This window comes from Streptomyces gamaensis (assembly GCF_042656465.1).
GTDB lineage: Bacteria > Actinomycetota > Actinomycetes > Streptomycetales > Streptomycetaceae > Streptomyces > Streptomyces gamaensis.
In genome coordinates, this window is the sequence record NZ_JBHSPB010000015.1 from 14,802 (window position 1) to 38,526 (window position 23,725).

General features: G+C 69.5%; 25 protein-coding genes. 10 read left to right on the forward strand and 15 right to left on the reverse strand.

Translation table 11 applies throughout. The annotated features are described in order from the left end of the window. Positions 1–7 precede the first annotated feature (7 nt). A complete protein-coding gene (locus tag ACFP1Z_RS22870) occupies positions 8–943 on the reverse strand; it encodes a hypothetical protein (protein WP_390318900.1) in 936 nt (311 codons plus the stop codon). 5 nt (positions 944–948) lie between these two features. After that, the gene (locus tag ACFP1Z_RS22875; RefSeq protein ID WP_390318901.1) at positions 949–1,620 is read right to left on the reverse strand and encodes a papain-like cysteine protease family protein; all 672 of its coding nucleotides are present in this window, start codon (positions 1,618–1,620) and stop codon (positions 949–951) included. Between the two features lie 242 nt (positions 1,621–1,862). Here ACFP1Z_RS22875 and ACFP1Z_RS22880 point away from each other — a divergent pair, with 242 nt between their 5' ends. Then, a complete protein-coding gene (locus ACFP1Z_RS22880) occupies positions 1,863–2,810 on the forward strand; it encodes a hypothetical protein (RefSeq protein WP_390318903.1) in 948 nt (315 codons plus the stop codon). Between the two features lie 103 nt (positions 2,811–2,913). On the opposite strand, the gene ACFP1Z_RS22885 is transcribed toward ACFP1Z_RS22880, so the two are convergent. The 4 genes from ACFP1Z_RS22885 to ACFP1Z_RS22900 all read right to left on the reverse strand — a co-directional run bounded on the left by ACFP1Z_RS22885 (position 2,914) and on the right by ACFP1Z_RS22900 (position 5,300). Continuing rightward, positions 2,914–3,354 (reverse strand): Rieske (2Fe-2S) protein, encoded by a 441-nt coding sequence (locus ACFP1Z_RS22885; protein WP_390318905.1) that lies wholly within the window; start codon positions 3,352–3,354, stop codon positions 2,914–2,916. Between the two features lie 200 nt (positions 3,355–3,554). After that, positions 3,555–3,980, reverse strand: a complete 426-nt coding sequence (locus ACFP1Z_RS22890; protein ID WP_390318907.1) for a hypothetical protein — start codon at positions 3,978–3,980, stop codon at positions 3,555–3,557. Then, positions 3,977–4,249 carry a hypothetical protein gene (locus ACFP1Z_RS22895; protein WP_390318910.1) on the reverse strand — a complete coding sequence of 91 codons (273 nt, stop codon included), beginning with the start codon at positions 4,247–4,249 and terminating at the stop codon, positions 3,977–3,979. The genes ACFP1Z_RS22890 and ACFP1Z_RS22895 overlap by 4 nt, the downstream gene beginning before the upstream one ends. A 721-nt stretch (positions 4,250–4,970) precedes the next feature. Next, a complete protein-coding gene (locus ACFP1Z_RS22900) occupies positions 4,971–5,300 on the reverse strand; it encodes a hypothetical protein (RefSeq protein WP_390318912.1) in 330 nt (109 codons plus the stop codon). Between the two features lie 616 nt (positions 5,301–5,916). On the opposite strand from ACFP1Z_RS22900, the gene ACFP1Z_RS22905 reads away from it, so the two are divergent. Continuing rightward, positions 5,917–7,893, forward strand: a complete 1,977-nt coding sequence (locus tag ACFP1Z_RS22905) for a glycosyltransferase family 2 protein (protein WP_390318914.1) — start codon at positions 5,917–5,919, stop codon at positions 7,891–7,893. A 198-nt stretch (positions 7,894–8,091) separates the two neighbouring features. On the opposite strand, the gene ACFP1Z_RS22910 is transcribed toward ACFP1Z_RS22905, so the two are convergent. The 3 genes from ACFP1Z_RS22910 to ACFP1Z_RS22920 form a co-directional block, all read right to left on the reverse strand. Further along, entirely contained in the window at positions 8,092–8,463 is a 372-nt protein-coding gene (locus ACFP1Z_RS22910) for a hypothetical protein (protein WP_390318916.1), read from the reverse strand. Between the two features lie 638 nt (positions 8,464–9,101). Continuing rightward, positions 9,102–9,380, reverse strand: coding sequence for a DUF397 domain-containing protein (locus ACFP1Z_RS22915; protein ID WP_390318918.1), 279 nt, complete (start codon positions 9,378–9,380; stop codon positions 9,102–9,104). Then, a complete protein-coding gene (locus tag ACFP1Z_RS22920; protein WP_390318920.1) occupies positions 9,364–10,203 on the reverse strand; it encodes a helix-turn-helix domain-containing protein in 840 nt (279 codons plus the stop codon). The genes ACFP1Z_RS22915 and ACFP1Z_RS22920 overlap by 17 nt, the downstream gene beginning before the upstream one ends. A 145-nt stretch (positions 10,204–10,348) precedes the next feature. Here ACFP1Z_RS22920 and ACFP1Z_RS22925 point away from each other — a divergent pair, with 145 nt between their 5' ends. After that, the gene (locus tag ACFP1Z_RS22925; protein WP_390318921.1) at positions 10,349–10,567 is read left to right on the forward strand and encodes a hypothetical protein; all 219 of its coding nucleotides are present in this window, start codon (positions 10,349–10,351) and stop codon (positions 10,565–10,567) included. Next, positions 10,564–10,713: a hypothetical protein gene (locus tag ACFP1Z_RS22930; protein ID WP_390318923.1), complete on the forward strand. Its 150-nt coding sequence runs from the start codon at positions 10,564–10,566 to the stop codon at positions 10,711–10,713. The genes ACFP1Z_RS22925 and ACFP1Z_RS22930 overlap by 4 nt, the downstream gene beginning before the upstream one ends. 195 nt (positions 10,714–10,908) lie before the next feature. Here the strand turns inward: ACFP1Z_RS22930 and ACFP1Z_RS22935 are convergent, their stop codons facing one another. Further along, entirely contained in the window at positions 10,909–11,829 is a 921-nt protein-coding gene (locus ACFP1Z_RS22935) for a helix-turn-helix domain-containing protein (protein WP_390318925.1), read from the reverse strand. Positions 11,830–12,189: 360 nt separating this feature from the next. On the opposite strand from ACFP1Z_RS22935, the gene ACFP1Z_RS22940 reads away from it, so the two are divergent. After that, positions 12,190–12,549, forward strand: a complete 360-nt coding sequence (locus ACFP1Z_RS22940; RefSeq protein ID WP_390318927.1) for a hypothetical protein — start codon at positions 12,190–12,192, stop codon at positions 12,547–12,549. Positions 12,550–12,941: 392 nt separating this feature from the next. On the opposite strand, the gene ACFP1Z_RS22945 is transcribed toward ACFP1Z_RS22940, so the two are convergent. Then, positions 12,942–13,328: a VOC family protein gene (locus ACFP1Z_RS22945; RefSeq protein ID WP_390318929.1), complete on the reverse strand. Its 387-nt coding sequence runs from the start codon at positions 13,326–13,328 to the stop codon at positions 12,942–12,944. Positions 13,329–13,770: 442 nt separating this feature from the next. Here ACFP1Z_RS22945 and ACFP1Z_RS22950 point away from each other — a divergent pair, with 442 nt between their 5' ends. Then, complete coding sequence (locus ACFP1Z_RS22950; RefSeq protein WP_390318931.1) at positions 13,771–14,313, forward strand: GNAT family N-acetyltransferase; 543 nt, start codon at positions 13,771–13,773, stop codon at positions 14,311–14,313. Here the strand turns inward: ACFP1Z_RS22950 and ACFP1Z_RS22955 are convergent. Further along, on the reverse strand, positions 14,291–14,863 hold the full coding sequence (locus ACFP1Z_RS22955; RefSeq protein ID WP_390318933.1) for a hypothetical protein: 573 nt from the start codon (positions 14,861–14,863) through the stop codon (positions 14,291–14,293). The two genes, ACFP1Z_RS22950 and ACFP1Z_RS22955, sit on opposite strands and share 23 nt — an antisense overlap. Positions 14,864–14,892: 29 nt before the next feature. Here ACFP1Z_RS22955 and ACFP1Z_RS22960 point away from each other — a divergent pair, with 29 nt between their 5' ends. After that, positions 14,893–15,444, forward strand: coding sequence for a hypothetical protein (locus tag ACFP1Z_RS22960; RefSeq protein ID WP_390318935.1), 552 nt, complete (start codon positions 14,893–14,895; stop codon positions 15,442–15,444). Between the two features lie 153 nt (positions 15,445–15,597). On the opposite strand, the gene uvrA is transcribed toward ACFP1Z_RS22960, so the two are convergent. Beyond that, positions 15,598–18,618 (reverse strand): excinuclease ABC subunit UvrA, encoded by a 3,021-nt coding sequence (uvrA, locus tag ACFP1Z_RS22965; RefSeq protein ID WP_390318937.1) that lies wholly within the window; start codon positions 18,616–18,618, stop codon positions 15,598–15,600. A 267-nt stretch (positions 18,619–18,885) separates the two neighbouring features. Between uvrA and ACFP1Z_RS22970 the strand changes: the two genes are divergently transcribed. Then, positions 18,886–19,572, forward strand: a complete 687-nt coding sequence (locus ACFP1Z_RS22970) for a maleylpyruvate isomerase family mycothiol-dependent enzyme (RefSeq protein WP_390318939.1) — start codon at positions 18,886–18,888, stop codon at positions 19,570–19,572. A 16-nt stretch (positions 19,573–19,588) separates the two neighbouring features. Then, positions 19,589–20,245, forward strand: coding sequence for an MBL fold metallo-hydrolase (locus ACFP1Z_RS22975; RefSeq protein ID WP_390318941.1), 657 nt, complete (start codon positions 19,589–19,591; stop codon positions 20,243–20,245). An 83-nt stretch (positions 20,246–20,328) separates the two neighbouring features. Here ACFP1Z_RS22975 and ACFP1Z_RS22980 read toward each other — a convergent pair whose 3' ends face one another. After that, positions 20,329–20,790 carry a hypothetical protein gene (locus tag ACFP1Z_RS22980; protein WP_390318943.1) on the reverse strand — a complete coding sequence of 154 codons (462 nt, stop codon included), beginning with the start codon at positions 20,788–20,790 and terminating at the stop codon, positions 20,329–20,331. A 324-nt stretch (positions 20,791–21,114) separates the two neighbouring features. Between ACFP1Z_RS22980 and ACFP1Z_RS22985 the strand changes: the two genes are divergently transcribed. Continuing rightward, positions 21,115–22,398 carry an MFS transporter gene (locus tag ACFP1Z_RS22985; RefSeq protein WP_390319207.1) on the forward strand — a complete coding sequence of 428 codons (1,284 nt, stop codon included), beginning with the start codon at positions 21,115–21,117 and terminating at the stop codon, positions 22,396–22,398. A gap of 99 nt (positions 22,399–22,497) precedes the next feature. Here the strand turns inward: ACFP1Z_RS22985 and ACFP1Z_RS22990 are convergent, their stop codons facing one another. Next, positions 22,498–23,520 carry a TerC family protein gene (locus tag ACFP1Z_RS22990; protein WP_390318945.1) on the reverse strand — a complete coding sequence of 341 codons (1,023 nt, stop codon included), beginning with the start codon at positions 23,518–23,520 and terminating at the stop codon, positions 22,498–22,500. Positions 23,521–23,725 lie beyond the last annotated feature (205 nt).

The following is a 23,725-nucleotide window of genomic DNA, read 5'->3' on the forward strand; positions in this document are numbered from 1 at the left end:
CGGCGCGTCAGCGGCGACGCAGCCTGCGGGCCACCAGGGCACCGGCACCGAGCGTCAGGGCCGCGCCGGCGGCTGTCGCTGCGGTGGCGGTGGTCGAGAGGCCCCCGCTGTCGGCGGGCCCGGGGGCCGCGGCGTTCACGGCGGTGTCCGGGGAGCCCTGGGAGGAGGTGTCGTAGCCGCCGGCGAGGCCCTTCTTCGCGTAGGCGGAGCCGGGCAGCTTGTCGCCGTAGGCGCGGTGGACGCGGTCCTGGTACTTCTCCACCGTCGTGCCGTTCTCGCCGACGGCGCGGACGGCGTCGGGGGACAGCGGCAGGACCTTGTCGCCGCGCTGGACGTACCAGGCGTTGATCTGCGGTTCGCGGAAGACGGTGCCGCCGCTGAGCCTGCGGGCGCCTTCGGCCGCGTAGCGCGTCTCGTCGTCGCCGGTGGCGATGTTGACGACCTTCCAGGAGCCGCCGGTCTCGGCGGCCCACACGGAGGCCTTCTGCCCGTCGGCGGCGACGGCCTTGCTGGCGAGGACCTCCAGCGCGGCGACCGGGGCGCCTTCCTTGCCGGCGACGAAGTCCGGGGAGAGCGCGTAGACGGGGACGGTGTCCCCTTCGATCCTCGGCTGGGCCTTCGCGCGTGCCTGCGCGCCGCCGAGGGCGTCGCCGCGGTCCCCGTCGCGGGTGAAGAAGCGGGAGAGGGTGTCGAGGGTGGCGGGGGCGGCGGCCGCGTCGTGGGCGGCGGCGATGCTCGCCGCGGCGGGCGCCTGGGGTGCCGCCGGGACCGGGGTGGCGGCCTGGGCGAGCGGGGCGGCACCGAGGAGGGCGGCGGCGAGGGCGCCGCCGGTGAGCGCGGTGCGGGTGACGGCGGCCTTGCGCGTACGGGCCGTACCGCTCGTACCGCTCGTACGGCCCGTACCGTCCGTACGGTCCTGCGGGCGCGGGGTGTTGGTGGTCATGGCCTTCACGCCCCGATCCGGTAGAGCGAGTGGGTCCACGAGAACCGGTTGTTGTTCACGTACCAGTCGTGCGAGGCCCAGTTGTAGCGGTCGCTGGACGGCCACGGGTCGCCCCAGTAGACCCACGTGCGCGAGTCGTCGTAGCCGTAGAGGACGTGCATGTGGCCGCCCCCGGAGGACCACTGGATGCGCGTTTCGACGGGCCGGCCGGCGTTGATCTCGTTCTTGACGGTCGCGTAGCGCAGCCATCCGCTCACGTAGGAGCCGGAGTTGATGCCGGCCCAGTCGAGGGCGTTCTGTACATTGCCCAGCGTGGCCTGGTTGTTGGGGCACTCGGTGCCCTGCCGGCGGTTGAAGGCGGCGTTGCAGAACTGGTTCTGGCTGTAGTTGCGGCCGTACCAGGTGGCGATGGTGTTGCCGGAGCCGGCCCAGCACCAGTTGCTCTTCTGCTGGGCCTGCATGGAGATGTCGAGCCGTTTGGCGGCGGCGAGCCGTGCCTGGGCGTCGCCGGCCGTGGCGCTCGCAGTGGCGTTCGCGGCGGCGCTCGTCGTGGCGTTCGCCGTGGCACTCGCCGTGGTGGGGACGGCGAGCAGCGCGGTGGCGAGGGCCGCGGTGGTCAGGGTTCTGCGGCGTATACGGCGGCGCGCTGGCGCGCCCTGTGCCGATGCATGGTGCATGGACGTTCCTCACGAGCAAGGGGGGTTGGTGCGGCGACTGCCGCGAAGCGCGTCCGGACGCTGGGCAGGAGCATCAAGGAGTTGTCAGGGGCTGGTCAACACGGTTCAATGCTGGGCGAGCCGGTTGTGTGAACAGTGCGAAGCAGATGTGAACGGCTGGTGCTTGCTCAGGTGGAACGCGGCGCTCCGCCGCACCCTGGCCGCGTGCACCGCCGGTGAATATTCACAAAGGTGGCGAGCGGATGAGACAGACCCGCACCCGGACCGACGTGGCCGAAACCGAGCTGGCGCAGGCCCTGCGCACCGGCCCCTTCCACCACGCCCTGCGGACCGCGCTGTCGGCCCGCGGGCTCGCCCTGCACCGGGTACAGCACCGCCTCGCGCAGCGCGGCGTACGCGTCGGGGTGACGAGCCTGAGCTACTGGCAGCAGGGCGCCAGACGGCCGCGCCGCCCCGAATCCCTGCGCGCGGTCCGCCTGTTGGAGGACGTACTGGAACTCCCCGCGCACGCCCTGACCCGGCTGCTGGAGCAGCCCCCGGCGGAGCGGTCCGGCGAGCGGCCGCCCAGCCGCTCGTACCGCTCCCTGGTCGAGGAGTCCCGCGCCCTGGAACGCCTCCTGGCCGAACTGGAGGCACCGCCCGACGGCGGCCTGCACACCGTCTGCCACCTCGAACGCGTCCTCATCGGCAGCGAGCGCGAGATGCGCAGCCGCGACTCGCAGCACGTGGTCCGCGCACACCGCGACGGCGTCGACCGCTACATCGCCATCCACCACGGCGACCCCGGCTGCGATCCCTCCCGGGTCGTCGTCCGCGCGACGGAGAACTGCCGCGTGGGGCGCGTCCGTTGGCACGCGCGCTCCGGCGTACTCGTCGCGGAACTCCTCTTCGACGCCCGGCTGCGCTGCGGTGAGACCTACGTCCTCGGCTACGGCTTCGACGACGGCACCGGCGGCCCCAGCAGCGAGTACGTCCGCGGCTTCAGCTTCGCCGGCGGCCAGTACGTCCTCCAGGTCCGCTTCGACGCCGCGGCCCTGCCCGTACGCTGCCACCGCTTCACCCGCACCTCAGCGGCCGGCCCCCGCTGCGGCCGGCAGGAACTGACCCTGGCGGGCCGGCACCGCGGGGTGCATGTGGTGGAGCAGGGGGTGCGGCCGGGGATTGTGGGGATTGCTTGGGACTGGGCTTGAGGGGGTTGGGTGGTACGGGCCGGGCCCGCGATCAGCATGCCGCCGGGCTGCTGCCCGGCACCGGGCCGGGCCGCACGTCCGCGCTCCCCGGCCGGAGAGGGCCCTACGCCTCCGGACCCGCGATCAGCTTCCCGCCGGTCTCCCGGACCGGTACGGACGGCAGCGGGGCACCCGCCGGGCCCTGCAGCACCTTGCCCGTCGCCACCTCGAACTCGCTCCCGTGGCAAGGGCAGCGGACCTTCCCGTCCTTGACGCTGTCCACGACGCACCCGGCGTGCGTGCACACCGCGCTGAACGCCTTGTACTCGCCCTTCGCGGGCTGCGTGACGACGACCCGCTGCTCGCGGTAGAGCTTCGCCCCGCCGACAGGGACCTCTCCCGGATCACCGAGCTCCACCGGCGCGGTCGGCGTCGCCGAGGGCCTCCCCCCACCCGCCCCCTGGCACGCACCCGCCGCCCCGCACACACCGACCGCACCGGCGAGGGCGGCAGTGCCGCGCAGAACGGTACGACGGGAGGCTTGCGGTGCGGGGAGGCTGCTCATGCGGGGCTCCAGCGGGGGCGGTGGTTCTTCCGCCTTGACCCTACCGGCAGCGTTCCCGCTGGCTGGGGCCGCACCCCGGCACGGCGAGGCCGCCCGGTTCCGGGGCGGGGCGGGAGGCCCGGGGCAGGGGTGCGGGGTGCGCGTTGCTGTGTCCTACGCCGCGGCCGGGTGTGTGCCGGAGGCGGGGTCCGCCAGGTGGGCTAGCACTGCGGCTTGGGGGTGATCTCCCAGGTCACTGCGGCACCCGCCCGTACCTCCAGAAAAGCCGAAGGAAACTCCAGGAGAGCCCCGGACAGCTCCCCCACAGAGTTATGAATCCCCGAGATCCGCACTACCTTGTCGAGCCCTGGAGCGCCGATCCGCTCGATCTCCTCATGAGCCCACGACTCGGCAGGCCAGCACCAGTCGGGCAGTTCGGGCCAGGCCCCCTCCGCAACCTCCAAGCTCCAGTCCGTGGCACAGGAGAGAAGAACGGAGCGGCCGTCGGCGAGCAGGAACTCCATTCCTTCGGCCGGTGAACGCTCATTCCCTGTGTCGAGCAGGCAGACGATCGCGTACGCCTTCGTGACCCGTTGCCCGGACAGCAGATTCAGTGCGGACCGTCCAGCCCCTTCGGCCGGCTTCACCGGACGTGCTTCGCTTGCTCTTCCCTCAGCCTGCGTGCGATCTCCAGATCCACGTCGAGCGCGCTGAGCCTGGCCGGGTCACGCTCATCGTCGACCACGCAGACACGGAGCACGCTGCCGACGGCGGTGGATCGACCGCCCGAACGCCAGGCCGGGTCCTTGGCGATGTCAATAAAACCTCGGGTTCCGTCCGGGGATTCGACATCCAGGCCCCAGGGGCGAATCGCAACCACTGTCACGTCAACCTCTTGATCCAGCAGAAATTTCATACTCGCTCACTCACTGGGCGGATGCGTCCGAGGACCAGCAGGCCGCCCTCGATCCAGAACCGATGGGCCGTCAGAATCATATGCTGGCCTGGTTCGTGGCAGCCCGCTGGGCATCCCACAGCCCGGCGGGCAGGTGGCAGGCGCCGACGCATCCTGCTGCCCGTTGGAGAATCCGAAGAACCTCATCACCGACCGGCGTTGATCTTCTACTGTGCCGACTTCGCAAAGTTCGGCCGGCTCGAAGATGTCCACCAAGTCCGCGTCGGTCAGAGGCGGATCCCTCCGCAACGGGTAGGCAAGCCGACCGTTCGACATCTGGCGCCCCATCCCCGACGGGAAGACCGTGGGACGTGCGCCTTGACAGCAGATGAGGAGGCCGTCTTGCTCAAGGCTTTGACGAGCGTCCTTCAAGCAGTCGAAGAGATCTCGGCCCGCGTGAACGCTGGTTGTCCCGTTAGCCCGGATCAGCTTGATGCTCGGTGCGCCCGAGTCCTCGACTTCGAGGTCGACCGGCTCGCGACGGCCGTCGCTGCCGACGGCGACGAGGTGAAATACGTCCATAACTCCCCTGCGGGCATGTAGTTGGGGTTGTCTTTCCATGTAGCGCCGCGAAGCCAGACTCCGACAACCCACCGTGAGCTCCGCGCCCTCAACGGGGGAGAGATCAGCGGGAGCATCAGACGTTGCTCGGCCACCGCTTCAGACCTGTATCAGGAATTCCTCACTCGCCTCCCGTGTCCGCGAGCAAGGATCGAAGACGCCTGACTTCCTCTACGAGGCGCGGCACGGCTTCCCGAGCCATGGCGATGAAGGCCGCATTCTCGTCCCACCGCTCATCCCCGGAGTCGACATAGCGCGGATGCACCAACGTTGCAGCGACGATTTCCCGGTGATCAAACTCTGGCCATCTCTCGGCACGACCGGTATCCGGAGCCGTACTCACCGCGACAAGATTCATGGCATGGGTATCGTCCAAAGCGCGGACGAACCAGGGCCCTTGAGTGGCCGCGGAACACAGCTCCTCGATCTCTTCGAGCTCATCTTCACGCATGCGATTACCTTCCCCCGGCGCGCCCACCCGCCGAGGGTATCTCACCAGTGATCACGCTTCAGAGCACATTCAGTGGACGCCGTCGGGCGCTGAACGCCACGAGGGAAAGCACAGGGCGCCGGTCCGGATCGCGGTGATGGAGGAGCGATCCGCCGTGGCTGGGCCGCGTACGCCCGTACGCAGCGCACCCTCGGCCGGCACCGGTCGCGAGCGCACCGCACGTGGTACTCCGAGCCCGTCTGATTCACGCCGCCGCTTCGCGGCAGGTCGGCATCGCCCTCTACGGGCCGCGCAACGACGTGGACAAGGTACTCAAGGGCGCCAGGATGTATCCCTGAGCCAACCGGACCGGCCGTCGGGCCGGGGAGAGCGACGTGCCCAAGGTGACCGCTCCTCCGCGTGCACAGCCATGAATTCCAGGGCCCAGGTTTTCTGGAACTCCGGCTTCGGTGGGACCAGTTCGGTACGGGCGCCGCAGTGCCCTGCCCGGCGCCTGTGGCGTCACCGGGCGAGGTGGGTCCCGACCAACTGAAGCACCATCCGCAGACGCAAAATCTGGTTCAAGGTTCCTTATATCCTTGAACAAAACCCTGGACTGCGGAAACGGAGCATCACCATGCCTGGGCCGGACGTCACGGTCATCATTGCCGCGTACAACGCCATGCCGTACGTCACGCGCAGCGTCACGTCCGTCCTCGACCAGACTCTGGGTACGGACCGCATCGAGCTGATCGTCGTGGACGACGGTTCCACGGACGGTACGTCGGCCGAACTGGACCGCCTGGCGGCGCACGCACCGCAGATGCAGGTGATTCACCAGCCGAACTCCGGCGGCCCGGCCGCACCCCGCAACCTCGCGCTCGGCCGTGCCACCGGCCGGTACGTCTTCTTCCTCGACGCCGACGACCACCTCGGGGCCGAGGCCCTGGAGCGCATGGTCGCGGCGGCGGAGGCGAACGGTTCCGACGTCGTTCTCGGGCGCATGGTGGGTGAGGGCGGGCGTCGCGTACCGCAGTCGATGTTCCGGCGCAATCAGCCGAAGACGGACGTCTTCAGCTCGCGCGTGTACTGGACGCTCGGCCCCTTGAAGCTGTTCCGACGCGAACTGATCGAGCGGCATCAACTCCGCTTCGACACGGGCCTGTCGATCGGCGAGGACCAGCCGTTCACCGCCGCCGCGTATCTCAAGGCCGCCGCGATATCCGTAGTCGCGGACTACGACTGCCTGCACTGCCTCGCGCGCGAGGACGGCAACAACATCACCGCGCGGGAACACAGCACGCGGATGCGTATCGACCTCTTCCGGACGATGACCGAGCTCATAGCGGAACACGTCCCGGCCGGCCCGGACCGTGATGCTCTGATGCACCGCCACTTCGCCGTAGAACTACGTGAAGCCGTACTGCAGTTGTTCCGCGAGCCGGAACGCGGCGTACAGGACAAGCTGCTGCGTGAGCTGGCCGACCTGATATCCCCGTACTGGACCGAGGGCCTGGCGGCCCGCCTCCCCGCCATCTTCCGGCTCCGCTGCCACCTCATACGCCATGCACTCCTCGACGAACTCCTCACTCTCGTCCGTTGGGAACTGGACCGGGGCGCGGCGAACTCCGAGATCACCACCCTGGCGCCCGCAGCCACGGTGGACCCGGACATCCACACAGAGAAAGGCCGCGCCTACGCCCTCTATCCGTACTTCCGGGACTCCACGCTCAACATCCCCGACGACTGCTACGACATCACGTCCGAACTGCGCCTTCGCCACCGTGTCGACTCCACCGACATCGACGGAACGGGGCTGCGCCTCACGGGGCACGCGTACATCCATCGAATACCGGCGAACGATGTGGCCATGGAGCTGGTACTCCGTAAGCGGGGGACAGAAGGCGAGCAGCGCCTGCCGGTGGATTCGGTTCCGGACGCCGGAGAGGACGGCGGCCCGTCCCGCTTTGACATCACGATCGACTTCGCGTCGCTGTCGGCCGGCCTCTGGGACATCTCGCTGTCGGTGGACGCACAGGGCGTGGTCAAGGAGGCCCGCCTGGGCAGCAGTCGCGCCGACTCGGTCACGACCGCGACGACCACGCTGGTCACGAGCACGGGGACGGCCGTCGCTCTCTTCACCACGAAGCCCTACGGCAATCTCACGCTGGACGTGGGTGAGACCCGGCATCGCGTGCTGCCCCATCTGCGTGTCGCGGGTGCGGAGTGGTCGGCGGGCAATCCGGCCACTCTGATCGTGAACGGATGCTGCACGCTCGCTGGTTGGCCCGACGGAGCGTTGACGGTGAGCGCCAGGGGGCCGCGCGGGGCGGAGCGATCCGTGCCGGTCGAGGTAGTGGCACCGGGCGGTACGTTCAAGGCGGTGGTGCGGTGCGATGCCGTGGGGGAATGGGAGTTCACCCTCCGCCTGGCGGTGGGGGATCACGAGTCGTCCGTGCCCGTACCGCCACAGGCGTCGCTCAAGCCCGCTCGTTGGCGGCGGTTCGGGATGCCGTGGTACGCGAAGCCGATGGCAGGGCAGGATGCGTTGACGTTGCGGGTGGGGCGAGTCGAGTTGCTGAAGGCGGTGCGGAATCGGCTGACGAGCCGGTAGCCAGGGGCCAAGCGAAGGGTGGCTGGGAACGCGTCCCGGCCACCGTGTGCGAGTGCGGCTACTCCTCCGTGTGCGAGGCCATGAATTCCAGGGCCCAGGTTTCCTGGAATTCCGGTTTCGGCGCGACCAGTTCGAGCCGGACCCTGCGGCGGCCGGCTGAGCCGCAGCAAGGTAGTTGTGACAAAGGCAGGCGCGTGGTCACTTTGCGTCAGCGGCTGGCCCTGCCGGGGGCTCGCTTCTGGCAACGCCGGTGCAGGCCACTACCGCGGTGGCGGTGGCGTTGAGGAAGAGCATGAACGTCCAGGACCTGTCCGGCGCATCGATACGCCCGATACAGAGAGGCTCTTCTGCTGCCTGGAAGAGGAGGTCGACAGTGGCAGCGAGGGCCAGTGTCGGCTGGCCGCGCCGGTGGGTGATACGGAGCCGCCTCCGGTAGACGTGTGCGAGACGGTCGGCAGGAACCGGGCCGTCCCAGACGATGAAGGGTCCACCGGCGATCAACGCATCGCGTGCAGGTCCACACGCCGTGGTCTGCCCGCCGAGCATCCCGGCGAGCCCCTCACGCGTCATTCCTCGACCTGGTGACAGGACGGTTGCTGATTGAGCGTCTGTGACACGCAGCCTGCCTCCCAGGTGACAACCAGGCTGCTTCGGCCCGGCCCTTCTGTCAGCTTATTCGGCTCCGCCGACCCGACTGGCCGCACCCGGACAAACGCCGACCTGGGCCCCAGTACGTGGCGACGATCTCCATCGGCTGGTCAAGGAGCCACCAGACGTCGTCAAGCATCTGCCGCAGTCCCGAGTTGTGCGTGAGCCGGAGGCCGCTCGGCAGGCGGCGATGCGGCAACGATTTGCCTACGATCTGGGGCCAGTGACGTAGGCAAACTGTGTTGTCGATCCCGATGCCCGGTGACGGCGCCCCTGCGGGCAGTTCCGCTGAAGCGGGGGCCGAAGTGAAAGGGTGACCGGGAACGAGTCCTGGCCACCCCGTGGTGCGCGTGCGGCTACTCCCCTGTGTGCGGAGCCCCGAATTCCAGGGTCCAGGCCTCCTGTAACTCCGCCTTCGGAGTGCAGGCCGCGGGGTGAGGAGGCCAGCTGCCGGGTGGCATGGATGACGGACAAGCGTGTTTCCAACTACGGGTCGGTTGGATCGGGGTTCGCGGCCCTGGCGCCATCCGGGTTCGATGCGGGCTTGGGGCGAGAGTGGTTCAGAGGGCGCCGGTCCGGATCGCGGTGATGAAGGCGGTCCAGGCCGGCGCCCTGGGTATGAGTACGGGGCCGTGGGGGGTACGTTTGCTGTCGCGGACGGGGACAGTGGCGGGGGCAGGGGCGGTTCCGGTTATGTGGTCGGCGACTTCCAGGCAACTGCCGCCAGCGCCACCGCTGTGGCTGCTTTTGCGCCACATCTCTACGCATTCGCCGCCGGTGCCGTTGCTGTGACTGCTCTTACGCCACGTACCACGATGCTGTTCAAGCGTCGTTCGCATGCGTGTAGTCCTCCGCCGTGGACTCGATCAAGGCCAGGGACGCCTCAGGTGGCAGTGCGGCGGCCCGTACAAGATCGTAGGATTCCATGTACCGGGCGACTAGCGCCGGATCATCCAACAGTTGTCCTGTGTGCTGCCCCTCGGTGTAGACCACTGGGGCGTCATCGGGGAACGCCATGACCGTGGCCATGCCACCCATGAGCGCGTGGGCTCCTGCCGCAAGTGGCAACACCTGGATGAGCACGCGTCGACGGCGTACGGTTTCGGCAATGTGCATGAGCTGTCCGGCCATGGTTGCTGGTCCACCGACGCACCGTCGGAGCACATTCTCATCCAGAATCGCCCAAAACGAGGGCGTTGTTGGATGGTCAAGGATGCGAGCCCGCTCAAGTCTCCCGGAAACCAGTCGATCAACCTGGGCAATGGGAGCTACTGGCATAGCGGCACTGGTGACTGCTCTTGCGTACTCTTCTGTCTGGAGCAGGCCGGGCACGAACGTCTGGGCGTAGGTGCAGATGGACTTGGCATACGGCTCCAGCTCGGCCGCCTCTGCGAAGTAATCCGCATGCTTGGACTTCCGCATCGCTCCGCAGTGCCGTTCGAAGAACCCGTTCGTACCCAGTCCGACATCAAGCCGCTGCGCCAGATCCGGCGGCATCCGCCGTGTCCCGGCCTCCAGCTGGCCGATGAACGCCCCGCTGCACAGCACCAGTTTGCCCAGGTCGGTCTGCGACAGCCCCGCCGTCTCCCGCAGGTGCCGCAGTTCCGCCCCGTACAGGGCCTGCGGGGACGCGGACGGGTCGAGTTCCTTGGCAGGGGGCATCGGGCAACTCCGTGTACGCGGCATCTGACTATGTCATTGGCTGGACCACAGGCACTCCCGAGTGCACCGCTCCGTCGCCAAAGTGAGCTGGCACACACGGTAGTTGCCCGTTCCGCATGAGCGGGACACGTTCGATGGAGGTTCGATGCACACCCCGGAAATCGGTGAGATCGTGCGCGACACGGAGGCCAATCGCCTCGGCCAGGTGATGGCCAGAGAAGGCAACGGCTACGCCCTCCGACCCGTGCGCGGCGGCATTGAGTGGACCGCTCAGCCGTCCGCGCTCGAACCGCTCACCGAGCGGGAGTTGCTGAGTGCCCGGGTGGCGGAGGGCAATGCCGGGAGCCGGCGGGGCAGCCGGTGACGGAGCAGGAGGAGGAGACGCACTGGTGCCTGCGGTGTGCGCGGCTGAGCATGGCGCGGACCATGGCGATCCGGGACGGGCGGATGCGGGACGCGTTCGCGATCGAGGACGAGCGACAGCAGCACGTACGGGAGGTGTGCCCGTGAGCGTTCCGGTGCCGCACTCGGGCGGGGCTACGGTCATCGCCCGCAGTGAAGTGGATTCGTGTACCGAGTGCGGGCGGCTCGCGGACCTACGGGACCGGGCCGCCGCCTGCCGTGACTGGGCCGCGTACGCCCGTACGCAGCGCGATTTCGGCCGGCACTGGGCGCATACGCACCGCACGTGATGCCCAGGCCGACTCACGCCGCTGCTTCGCGGCAGTCCCGGCACAGTCCGGGGTGGGGTGCTCGGAACGCGCGGTCGCAGCCGTCGCAGTTGCGCAGGGGGTGGGGGCGTACGGGCTCCGGCTTCGGTGCGGCCGGTGCGGATGCGGGCAGGGCGGGCGGGAGCCAGTCGGTGAGGCGGTGGGTGAGGATTCTGGCGGGCCATTTCAGGCCCTCCGCCGGGAGTTCGCGGGTCAGGGTGTGCCTGAGCTGGTGCGGGCCGATACCCCGGTCCAGCCAGGTCCGGACGAGCGGGGCCATGCGCCGGATGTCCCGCCCGGAGAGCAGCAGGCGCGGGTCGCGGCGGCGGAGGGAGGCCAGGAGGTCGGCCGCCTCCTGGTCCACGGGTTCCTGGTCCACGGGCGGGAGTTCGGGGGCCTTCCGGGTGGGGGCGGGGGCGGGGGCCGCCGGTACGTTCGCGGGGGTACGGTCCGTACGTGTCGGCAGCTGCGGTTCCGGGTGCCCCGGCCCGTCCGCAGGATTACGGCCCGTACCGTCCGGAACCGCCGGGCCACCCGGCGCCATCCCCCACCGCGCCCCCGGGTGCTCGTACCACGTCGTCCGCGTCCGCACCCGCCCGTCCTTCCCCCGCACCCGCTTCCGCAGCAAGTACCCGGCCGCCTCCAGCTCGTTGAGCGCGCGGCCGATCACGGTCGCGCCCTCCGGGAAGACCTCCACCAGCTGCTTGATACCGATCCTCGCGCCGTCCGGGAGGGCCTGGATGTACACCGCCAGGCCGCGCGCGACCAGCGACAGCGAACCGTGCAGCGCCAGGTGATTGCCGACGACCGTGAAACGCTCGGTGTGGCGGTGACGGACATGGGTGACCCCGCGTCGCGGGACGGTGGATGAGCTGGAGCGGGCGGACGCCTGGGCGATAGGCTGGGTCTCAGTCATTGGGAAGGTCCGACTTCCTTGATGATCAGGCCCTCGGCCAGGATGGCAGTCCTGTCGGGGGCCGTCTGCGTGTATGGGGTTCTTGTCGCGAACGTACACACGCAACTCGCCCCGCATCCCGCGTACTTCGCCGCCTCACCCGATGGAGTGAGACCGGCCCCAAAGACGACGCCCCCGTCACCTGAGGTTCCAACAGGGCTGGAAGGGCTTGGTACTTACCCCCAGTTCTTTACAAGAAGGCGTCGGGGCCCACCGGTTCCCGGTCCACCGGGTCCCGGTCCCCTCGACCCGGTACCGACCCGGGTACCTTGAACCGACCTTGGCCGGAATGCGCTGCATGACCAGAGGAGCCGAGGAGCCATGACCGCGCAGCATCACGAGCCCTCTCCCGAGCTGATCCCACGGCCGGAGATGGCTTTCCCCGAGCTACGTGCCGCACTCGCTCGTGTCGCCCCTTCTCGACTGGCCGAGTTCCAGGCGGACCGCGACCTGGCGTTCACCTCGGCCACCCAGCACGGCTCGTTCCGCCCCATCCGCCTCTTCCAGGTCAAATGGGCAACAGAAATCGAGATCGAGCGCCTTCCCCGCCTGGCGGCCCGCTACCGGGCGGCCCTGGACGCCGCGAACACCCTGGACCGCCATGACCCGAAATGGCGTGAGGCCATGGACGATTGCCTGGCGGTTCGCGAGGAGGCCCAGGCCGCAGTGACGGATGCCTGACAGGCAGCGGCCCGCATCCGCGAACAGTTCACGACGCACTGGGCGACGCCCCACCGCGTAAGGCAGTCATGACCCTGCCGCAGCCGACCGCACCGGGGCCCCACGGGCGCACCCGGGTCCCGTGACCGTTGCTCCGCGTCTGAGCAGCTAAACGGCGATGGGTGCGGTTCGTTTCGAGGGAAGATCGTGGTCGGGCGGTCAAGCTGTAGCCCGCCTGGTCGGAGGTGGGCGGAGGAACAGACGACTCGTCACCCTCATTTGGCGATCAGCTCTTCCGCATCCCCGAAGAGAGGGATGGACGTCAATGGCTCCGCCCTGGGCGGGACAGCTGCGAGTTCGCTGCCCTGCCCGGGGCCACGCAGTCGTGGCGGTGATCGGCTTGCAGCTTGTGCTCAGACCAGGGTGGTGATGCAGAACGGGTGGCCTGCGGGGTCCAGCAGGACCCGCCATCTGTCGGGGTCCGGCTGGAATTCGGGCTTGACGGCCCCCAGAGCGAGCAGGCGAGCCTGAGCGGCGTCCAGATCGTCGACGCCTAGTTCTATATGGGCCTGCTTTTCCTGGGAAGGGTCCGGCCAGGTGGGACGGCGGTAGTCAGCAAGCCGGTTGAATCCCAGTCCGGCGGCGCCGTCCTGGCTGAGCAGGACGAAGTCGTCGGTGGAGAAGGCTACGGGCATACCGAGGGCTTCTCCGTAGAAGTGGGCCAGCTCGGCAGGGTCGGGGCAGTCGAATGTGACAGCCGAATAACGGAACGTCAATGCTGACGTGTCTTCATGGCTCATGGAAGGACGGTATTAGGGAAGTAGGACAGGCTGGGCCCTATATGTGGGGGCATCTTGATCGTGCACCAGACCACTGGCAAGGCTCCCCGGGCAACAAGGGAGGGGCTGCCCCTGGGAGGGCGCTGTCCGGGGCTGTGGGCGGGACTGCTCACCTCTACCGTGGTGGTAGAGGGGGTGGCGGATGGGCTCGTTGTTCGAGGAGCTGGAGATTCGGGAAGCGTCCGCTCAGGCGGGGGGGAGGAACTGGAGGCCGAGCTCGCCGACTTGAACGGCCGACTTGAGGAGGCCCGGGGAAGCCTGGAACGGTTGCGGATCGCGCGCGAGACGGTCGACGAGTGCTGGCCGAGATGACGCCGGAGGACGAGCCGGTAGCAGGAGCAGCCATGAAAACGGCCTTCTCCCGGAACAAACTCTCCCCACCCTTCCATGCGATGATCCCGAGATGACCGACAGTGGCCTTCTCCTTCAGCAGTTCACGGCACCCCACCAGGTCACACCCCAGGTGAGGCAACGGCTTGCCGAATGCTGGGTGGAGGTCACCAACGCCGGAGGAGCGGCAGGCTTCCCCTTTCCTCCTATCGACGACGGGCAAGCGGCCCCGGCGGTGGACAGGATCGTCCATTCCCTCGCCCCCGAAACCAGTCGCTTGCTCACGGCCTCGGTCCAGAGGGAACTCGTCGGCTGGCTCAACGTCCGCCGGGATCCTTTTGAACTCACCGCGCACTGGGGCACGCTCCACCATGTCCAGACCCGCCCCGCACTGCGGGGACAGGGCTTCGGAGTGGCGCTCATGAACGAAGTTCGCACGATCGCCCGCGACGAGATGGGCCTGGAACAACTCCACCTCGCCGCCCGCAGCGGCATGGGCCTTGAGAAATTCTACGGACGGCTAGGCTGGAAAGAGATAGGCCGCTGGCCCCAGGCCCTCCGTCTTGCCCCAGGCGACAACCGCGACGAGATCCTTATGCTTCTCGCCCCACTCTGACATCGCACGGCCTGATCAACACCGTCACTTGAGAAGAACCGCGCCCAACGGTGATCCCGAGGTTCTCGCGGGTCCGGTGGAGGAACTCGCGGACGGCCGGCTCGCGTCGCCAGGGGGCCAGGGCGGCGTTGAACTCGCGCACGTAGTCCAGCGCGCGGGCCGATTTCACGCGGGCGAGGATGGCGACGGAGCGGTTGCCGAGCTCCAGGCCGTGGTCGAGGTCGCGGGCCTGGAGGTGGGCGGTCCCCACGATCGCCAGCCGCATGCCGACGGAGCGGGTGAAGACCCCGGGCTGCATGGCGACGGCCTGCTGGTTCCAGGCCAGGGCGGCCTTGGGGTTCTTCACGTCGCGGAAGACCTCGGCGGCGTCGGCCGAGAGCCGCGCGTGATGATAGAAGTCGATCCACCCCGGCTCGTCGCCGCTGTCCTCGCGGGTCCGTTCGAGGAGCCCTTCAGAGGCGGCCCGGGCCCTGGAGGCGGCACGGGCATCGGAGGTTCGCGCGTGAGCGCGGGCTTCGATGAGCTTGGTGAAGGCCAGCACCCGGGGCACCGCGTCGTGTTTGGCCGTTCGAAGGCGCCTTGGGCCATGTCGATGGCCTCCTCTGCGAACCCGCGCATGAGAGCCTGCATGGCCATGGTCGTCAGGACATAGCAGCCGAGCTGGACGTCCCCGCCAGCCCGGGCGAGGCAGAGGGCCTGGATGAAGTGCCGCTGGGCGACCTCGTGTTGGCCGACGTCGAAGGCCGTCCAGCCGGCGAGGCGGGAGAGCTCGGCGGTGACGGAGAACAGCTCGCGGCCGACCTCGTCGGAGAACGATCCTTGCAGCAGCGGGGCGGCCCGGTGTTCCAAGCAGGTGGTGACGGAGTTGGCCCGCCAGTTCCCGCCGCCGTATTTGGAGTCCCAGCGGCGGGCCTCATCGGCGGCGTCTCGCAGTTCGTCCAGATCAAGGCGGCCGACCTGCGCCAGGCCGCAGTGATGGGCGGTGCCGTCGGCGGGGGTGACGAGCCAGCGGGTGACGGGGGTGGTGCACGCGGAGAGCGCGAAGCTCGATCCGGTCAGGAAGTCGCGGCGGTTCACACTGCTCCAGAACGAAGTGGCGACGCGGACGGCATCGGCGGCCCCGTCACCTGAGGTTCCAACAGGGCTGGAAGGGCTTGGTACTTACCCCACGTTCTTTACAAGAAGGCGGCAGGACCCACCGGGTCCCGGTCCACCGGGACCCGGGGACAGCGGCAACGGGGCCGGGAAAGCACACCGCTCCCCCGGCCCCGCCGAATCGAGCCGTCAGCTCTTCCGCGCCCGCGAAGCCGTCTTCTTCGCCGGAGCCGCCTTCTTCGCGGAAGCGGCCTTCTTCGCCGAAGCGGAACCGGTGGAACCGGCCTTCGCCGAAACCGTCCTCTTCGCCGGAGACTTCCGCGCCGCCACCGTCTTCTTCTTCGCACTGGCCGCCGGGCAGTCGCTCACCCGGTCCCCCAGCAGCTCCCGCAGGAACTTGCCGGTGTGGCTGGACGGCTCGGAGGCGACGTCCTCCGGGGTGCCCTCGGCGATGACGAGGCCGCCGCCGGAGCCGCCTTCGGGGCCCATGTCGACGACCCAGTCGGCGGTCTTGATGACGTCGAGGTTGTGCTCGATGACGATGACGCTGTTGCCCTTGTCGACGAGCCCGGACAGCACGGAGATCAGCTTGCTGATGTCCTCGAAGTGCAGCCCGGTGGTGGGCTCGTCCAGGACGTAGACCGTGCGCCCGGTGGAGCGCTTCTGCAGCTCGCTGGCGAGCTTGACGCGCTGGGCCTCGCCGCCGGAGAGGGTGGGCGCGGGCTGTCCGAGGCGGACGTAGCCGAGGCCGACCTCGTGCAGGGTGCGCAGGTGGCGGGCGATGGTGGGCACGGCCTCGAAGAAGGAGAGGGCCTCCTCGATGGGCATGTCCAGTACCTCGGCGATGGACTTGCCCTTGTAGTGGACCTCCAGGGTCTCCCGGTTGTAGCGCGCCCCGTGGCAGACCTCGCACGGCACGTACACGTCCGGCAGGAAGTTCATCTCGATCTTGATGGTGCCGTCGCCGGAGCAGTTCTCGCAGCGGCCGCCCTTGACGTTGAAGGAGAAGCGGCCGGGCAGATAGCCGCGGACCTTCGCTTCCATGGTCTCCGCGAAGAGCTTGCGGACGTGGTCGAAGACGCCGGTGTAGGTGGCCGGGTTGGAGCGGGGGGTGCGGCCGATGGGCGACTGGTCGACGTGCACGACCTTGTCGACGAGGTCGTCGCCGTCCACGCGCGTGTGCCGACCGGGAACGGCCTTGGCGCCGTTGAGCTCACGGGCGAGGTGCGTGTAGAGGATGTCGTTGACGAGGGTCGACTTGCCCGAGCCGGAGACGCCGGTGACGGCGGTGAGGACACCGAGGGGGAAGGCGACGTCGATGTCGCGCAGGTTGTTCTCGCGGGCGCCGCGCACGGTCAGCTGCCGCTTGGGGTCGACGGGGCGGCGCACGTCCGGGGTGGCGATGGACTTCTTGCCCGCGAGGTAGTGCCCGGTGACCGAGTCCTTGTTGCGCAGCAGCTCCTTCAACGGGCCGCTGTGGACGACCTTGCCGCCGTGCTCGCCCGCGCCGGGGCCGATGTCGACGACCCAGTCGGCGACCTTGATGGTGTCCTCGTCGTGCTCGACGACGATGAGGGTGTTGCCCATGTCCCGCAGGCGCACCAGCGTCTCGATGAGGCGGTGGTTGTCACGCTGGTGCAGGCCGATGGAGGGCTCGTCCAGCACGTACAGCACGCCCACCAGACCGGAGCCGATCTGGGTGGCGAGGCGGATGCGCTGGGCCTCGCCGCCGGAGAGGGTGCCGGCGGCGCGGTTGAGGGAGAGGTAGTCCAGGCCGACGTCGACGAGGAAGCGCAGCCGCTCGTTGACCTCCTTCAGCACCCGCTCGGCGATCTTCTTCTCGCGGCCGGTGAGGGTCATCTCCCGCAGGAAGTCGGCGCATTCGCTGATCGACATCGCGGCGACCTCGGCGATGGACTTCCCCTGCACGGTCACGGCGAGGACGATCGGCTTGAGCCGGGTGCCCTCGCAGGCCGGGCAGTGCACCTCGCGCATATAGCCCTCGAAGCGCTCGCGGCCGGCGTCGCTCTCGGCCTCGGAGTGGCGGCGCTTGACGAAGGGCACGGCGCCCTCGAAGGCGGTGGTGTAGGCGCGCTCACGCCCGTAGCGGTTGCGGTAGCGCACCTCGATCTGCGTCTTGTGACCATTGAGGAGCGCCTTTTTCGCGCGCTGCGGCAGTCCGGCCCAGGGGATGTCCGTGCGGAAGCCGAGCTCGCCGGCGAGGGCGTCGACGAGGCGGCCGAAGTAGTCCTTGGTGTGGCCGTGCGACCAGGGGCTGATGGCGCCCTCGTCGAGGGACTTCTCCGGGTCGGGGACGATCAGCTCGGGGTCGACCTCCATGCGCGTGCCGATACCGGTGCACTCGGGGCAGGCGCCGAAGGGGGAGTTGAAGGAGAACGAGCGCGGCTCCAGCTCCTCGAAGGACAGGTCGTCGTACGGGCAGTACAGGTGCTCCGAGTACATCCGCTCGCGCTCGGGGTCGTCCTCGGGGAGGTCGACGAAGTCGAGGACGACCATGCCGCCGGACAGGCCGAGCGCGGTCTCGACGGAGTCGGTCAGGCGGCGCTTGGCGCTGTCCTTGACGGTGAGGCGGTCGACGACCACCTCGATGGTGTGCTTCTCCTGCTTCTTGAGCTTCGGCGGCTCGGCGAGCTGGATCGTCCGCCCGTCGACGCGGGCCCGGCTGTAGCCCTTGGTCTGGAGGTCGGAGAAGAGATCGACGAACTCGCCCTTGCGCTCGCGCACGAGCGGCGAGAGCACCTGGAAGCGGCTGCCCTCGGGCAGCTCCAGCACCTTGTCGACGATGGCCTGCGGGGACTGCCGGGTGATCGGGCGGGCGCACTGGGGGCAGTGCGGCTTGCCGATACGGGCGAACAGCAGCCGGAGGTAGTCGTAGACCTCGGTGATGGTGCCGACCGTGGAGCGCGGGTTGCGCGAGGTCGACTTCTGGTCGATGGACACCGCCGGGGACAGGCCCTCGATGAAGTCCACGTCCGGCTTGTCCATCTGGCCGAGGAACTGGCGCGCGTAGGAGGAGAGCGACTCGACGTACCGGCGCTGCCCCTCCGCGAAGATCGTGTCGAACGCGAGGGACGACTTGCCCGAACCCGAGAGCCCCGTGAAGACGATGAGCGCGTCACGGGGAAGGTCGAGCGAGACGTTCTTGAGGTTGTGCTCGCGAGCGCCACGGACGATGAGACGGTCAGCCACGCCGGTCGGCACCTTTCGTGAGAGTCCTGGGAACGGGTCTCGCAAGGGGAGAACGGGTCCTTCGGGACTGCGGGATTTCCTGAGGCTGTGAGAGCGGTTCGCCGGCGAGGATCGCCACGGCGCGCACCGCGCCCCCGACCCAGGGTATGGGGGGCGGCGAGTGAACGTCGGATCCGCTTCCGGACCGAGCCTATAGCACGCACATTCGATTTAGGGTGGAAGTCCACCACCTTCACCCGCACGAGTGGCGGCACTATCGTCGGCCGCATGACGGATCATGTGCACGACCTGGCCTCTGTACGTGAAGCGACCAGCCGACTGCTCAGCGCGGCCGCCTCCCTGGACGACGCCGCGCTCGCCGCCCCCTCCCGGCTGCCGGGCTGGACGCGTGGCCACATCCTGGCCCACCTCGCCCGCAACGCGGACGCCCTCGTCAACGTACTGACCGGCCGCCCCATGTACGCCTCCGCCGAGGCCCGCGACGCCGACATCCAGCGCGACGCCCCGCGCCCGCTCGCCGTCCAGCTCGCCGACCTCCGCGAGGGCGCGGCCCGGCTGCAGCGGGCCGCCGACGGGATCACCGACTGGTCGCGCACCGTCGTCCTGCGCAACGGCGTCACCGACACCGCCGCACGCGTCCCCCTGCGCCGGTGGACCGAGGTCGAAATCCATCATGTCGACCTTGATATCGGCTACGAACTCGAAGACCTGCCCGGGGAGTTCACCGACCGGGAGATCGCCTTCCTCGCCCAGCGCTTCGCGGGCCGCGACGACCTCCCGGCCATCGAGATCGTCGCCGACGACGGCCACGCCTGGCACACGGGCGCCGCGCGGGGCACCGCGCTCACCGTCACCGGCCCCGCCCCCGACCTCCTGGGCTGGCTCACCGGCCGGCGGGCACCCCGCGCCCTGGACGCGGGCGGGGCCCCCGTCCCCACCCTGCCGCCCTTCTAGAACTAGGCTTGATCCCATGACTTACACCGGAGCAGTGACGGTCGGCGGCCCGGCGGACGTGCACGAGCTGACCGACCTCATGATCTCGAAGGTCGCGGTCGGCCCGATGAACAACAACGCCTATCTGCTGCGCTGTCGCGCGACGGACGAGCAGTTGCTCATCGACGCCGCCGCCGAGCCGCACACCCTGCTCACCCTGATCGGGGACAGCGGCATCGCGTCCGTCGTCACCACGCACCGGCACGGCGACCACTGGGGCGCGCTGCGCGAGGTCGTGGACGCGACCGGCGCCCGCACCTACGCGGGCCGGTACGACGCCGAGGGCATCCCGGTGCCCACCGACGTGCCCGTGGAGGACGGCGACGTCATCCGCGTCGGCCGCGTCGAGCTGGTCGCCCGCCACCTGGTGGGCCACACCCCGGGCAGCATCGCCCTGGTCTACGACGACCCGCACGGCCACCCCCATCTCTTCACCGGCGACTGCCTCTTCCCCGGCGGCGTCGGCAACACCCACGACGACCCCGAGGCGTTCACCAGTCTCCTCGACGGCGTCGAGAGCAAGCTCTTCGGCCAACTCCCCGACGAGACCTGGGTCTACCCCGGCCACGGCGCCGACACCACGCTGGGCGCGGAGCGCCCGCACCTCGCGGAGTGGCGCGCACGCGGCTGGTGATCCAGGGGCCGCGCGGCAGCGCGGACCCGGATACGCGGACGGCTCCGGGCCTCGAAGGCCCGGAGCCGTCTGCCGCGACGCGGTCAGCTGTGGTGCGAGATCTTTCCGGTGTAGACACCGATGGACCAGTACCCCGCGTTGGGGGTCTGGAAGGTGTAGTGCGGCTCGGTCACGAGCGGCGCGAGGGGCCAGTTGATGTGCAGTGCGCTGTACGGCCCCTTGTAGCCCGTGTCCCTGATGAGCCGGTCGGCGTCAGTGATGTCCATCTGCACGGACGGGACGGGGATCCCCCGGGCGCCGATCATGTGCTGCGGGACGAACTCGACGACGAAGGACGGATCCCAGGGCTTCTCGTTTGCGAGGAAGATGGTTCCTTCCTCGACGGCGAAAGCGAACCGCCACATGCCGAAGTCGTCGACATTCGCCGACGTGCCATTGGGAGTCCGCCCGTCCGCGAAAAGGAAGCGGGCTTCCGGATACTCTTCCCTGGCCCGCTCGTCGGCTTGATGGAGCAGGCGGACGAACTTCTTTTCCACTGCTGTCATTTGCCCTCCCTGGTCGACTGGGGACCCTTGAGCGCTGCCAGGGAGCATCCTGCCCTGCGGTGCGCCGTGTAACCGGGATGTTTCCGGACGCAACTCGCGTTCCTCATGCGGCAATCTCATTCCCCTCCGCCACAGAGCCGACCGAAGTGGAGCTCGTGGACTGGCCGAAAAGTGAAGCATCTCAAGCATGCTGCGCCACACCCCTCCCTCCCCGCACACGCGCATGAGTGGCCGGTTCCAAGGAGCGCCCGTATCCGACCGCGCCCAACGGAAGTTGGGCAGTGCATGCAGCGACATGACGCGCAAACCGGCCGTCCCCCGGGCATGTTCCGGCTGGCGTCGGCCGCCATGGCCGGGACCGCCATCGAGTTCTACGACTTCTTCGTCTACGGCACCGCGGCGGCGCTCGTCGTCGGCCCGCTCTTCTTCCCCACCGCCTCCCCCCTGACGGGCACCCTCGCCGCCTTCGGCACCTTCGGCGCGGGCTTCCTCGCGCGGCCGCTGGGATCGGTGCTCTTCGGCCACCTCGGCGACCGGCACGGCCGACGGCCGGTCCTCGTCCTCTCCCTGCTGCTGACCGGGCTCGCGACCGTCGCGGTCGGCCTGGTGCCCACGTACGCGCGCATCGGCCCCGCCGCGCCCGTCCTGCTGCTGCTCCTGCGCTTCGTCCAGGGGCTGGGACTGGGCGGCGAGTGGGGCGGCGCGGTACTGCTGACCGTCGAGCACGCGCCCGCCCACCGCCGCGCCCTGTGGTCGAGCCTGCCGCAGCTCGGGCCGTACGTGGGCTTCCTGCTGGCCAACGGCATCACCCTCGCCCTGTCCGCCGGCCTCGACGAGCGGCAGTTCCTCTCCTGGGGCTGGCGGGTGCCGTTCTGGTGCGCCGCACCGCTGGTCGCGGCCGGGCTGCTGCTGCGGGCCCGGCTCGCCGAGACCCCCGACTTCCGCGAGCTGGCGGCGCGCGGCACCGCCTCCCTGCCGTTCGCCGAGGTCGTCCGCGACCACTGGCGGCTCGTCCTGCTCACCGCCGGCGGGCTCTCGGTGGCGTATTCCGTGTTCTACACGGTCACCACGTGGGCGCTGTCGTACGGCACCGAGCGGCTCGGGGTCGACCGCACGGTCATGCTCGGCTGCGTCATGACGATGGTCTGTGTGACGGGCGCGGCCACGCCGCTGTTCGCGCTGCTGGGCGACCGCGTGGGGCGCCGTCCGCTGTGCCTGGCGGCCTGCGCGGCCATCGCCCTGTGGACGGTCCCGCTGGCCGCCCTGCTGCACACCGGACGCCCTCTGCCGATGCTGCTGGGCTTCCTGGGCGCGGGCCTGGCCTCCTCGGCCGAGTTCGCCGTGATCGCGGCGTATCTGCCGGAGCTGTACGCGCCCCGGGTGCGCTGCACCGGTGCGGCCGTCGGCTACAACCTGGCGGGCGTCCTGGGCGGCGCGGTCACCCCGCTCGTCGCGACAGCGCTCTCCCGGGGCGACGGGCCGCCGTGGGGCATGGCCGTCTTCCTGACCGCCGTGGCACTCCTCAGCCTCGGCTGCTTCGCATTCCTCCCGGAAACCGGGCCCCCGGCGGCCCCGCAGCCGGCACCCGCCGACGGGGCGCCCGCGTAGGCCCGTACGGGCCGGTCGACGGGCTGAGGAAGGGACGCGCGCACGCAGCCTCCTGAGCCGCTCACGGTCCCGTCAGCGGCCCCGGGACGCCCGATACGGTCAGACGCCCGCGCCGTCCCGGTCCGCGACGGCACCGGCCGCCGAGGCCGCGCCGTCGCCGCCCGCCTGCCCGGCGGCCGTCTGCCGCCGGGCGGCCCGCAGGCTCGTGAACGTCGTGACGGCCAGCACCGCGCAGATGACACCCAGCGAGACCGGGATGCTGATCTCGGGCACGGCCACCCCGCTCTCGTGCAGCGCGTGCAGCACGAGCTTGACGCCGATGAAGCCGAGGATGACCGACAGCCCGTAGGAGAGGTGCACGAGCTTCTCCAGCAGCCCGCCGATCAGGAAGTACAGCTGGCGCAGACCCATGAGCGCGAACGCGTTGGCGGTGAAGACGATGTACGGGTCCTGGGTCAGGCCGAAGATCGCGGGGATGGAGTCGAGCGCGAAGAGCACGTCGGTGGTGCCGATCGCGAGCATGACGATCAGCATCGGGGTCATCAGCCGCCGCCCGTTCTCGACGACGAACAGCGCGGTGCCGTGGTAGCGGTCGGTCGAGGGGAAGCGCCGCTCGACCGCCTTCAGGAAGCGGTTCTCCTCGAACTCCTCTTCCGATTCCCCGGAGCGGGCCTCCTGGATGAGCTTCCAGGCCGTCCAGACGAGGAAGGCCCCGAACAGGTAGAAGATCCAGGAGAAGTTGGCGATGATCGCGGCGCCCGCGCCGATGAAGATGGCCCGCAGGACGAGCGCGATGAGCACGCCGACCATCAGGACCCGCTGCTGGTAGGCCGCCGGCACCGAGAACTTCGCCATGATCAGCACGAAGACGAAGAGGTTGTCGACGCTGAGCGACTTCTCGGTGATGAATCCCGCGAAGAACTCGGTGGCGGGCCCGCCGCCGCCGAAGACCAGCAGCCCGAGCCCGAACAGCCCGGCCAGGGCCACCCAGACCGCCGTCCAGATGCCCGCCTCCTTGACGGAGACCTCGTGCGGCTTGCGGCCGCCGATGAAGAAGTCGGCGGCGACGAGGGCGCACAGACCGAGGATGGTCAGGCCCCACAGGGTCAAGGAGACGTCCACGTGTTCCTCCGGCAGCTTTCCGAGCGAACCCAGAACGGTACAGGAGGCCCCACAGAAAGGTAAAGATACCGCCAAGTCACCCAGGGTGAGGACGGGCGCCCCGCACGCGGCCACGGCTTGCCGTCCGGCCCGACAGGGGCTTCCCGGGCACGCGCCCCTCGGGCCCTGCGCGCCCACGGGCACAGCGAACCGCCGCGCGGGGCGC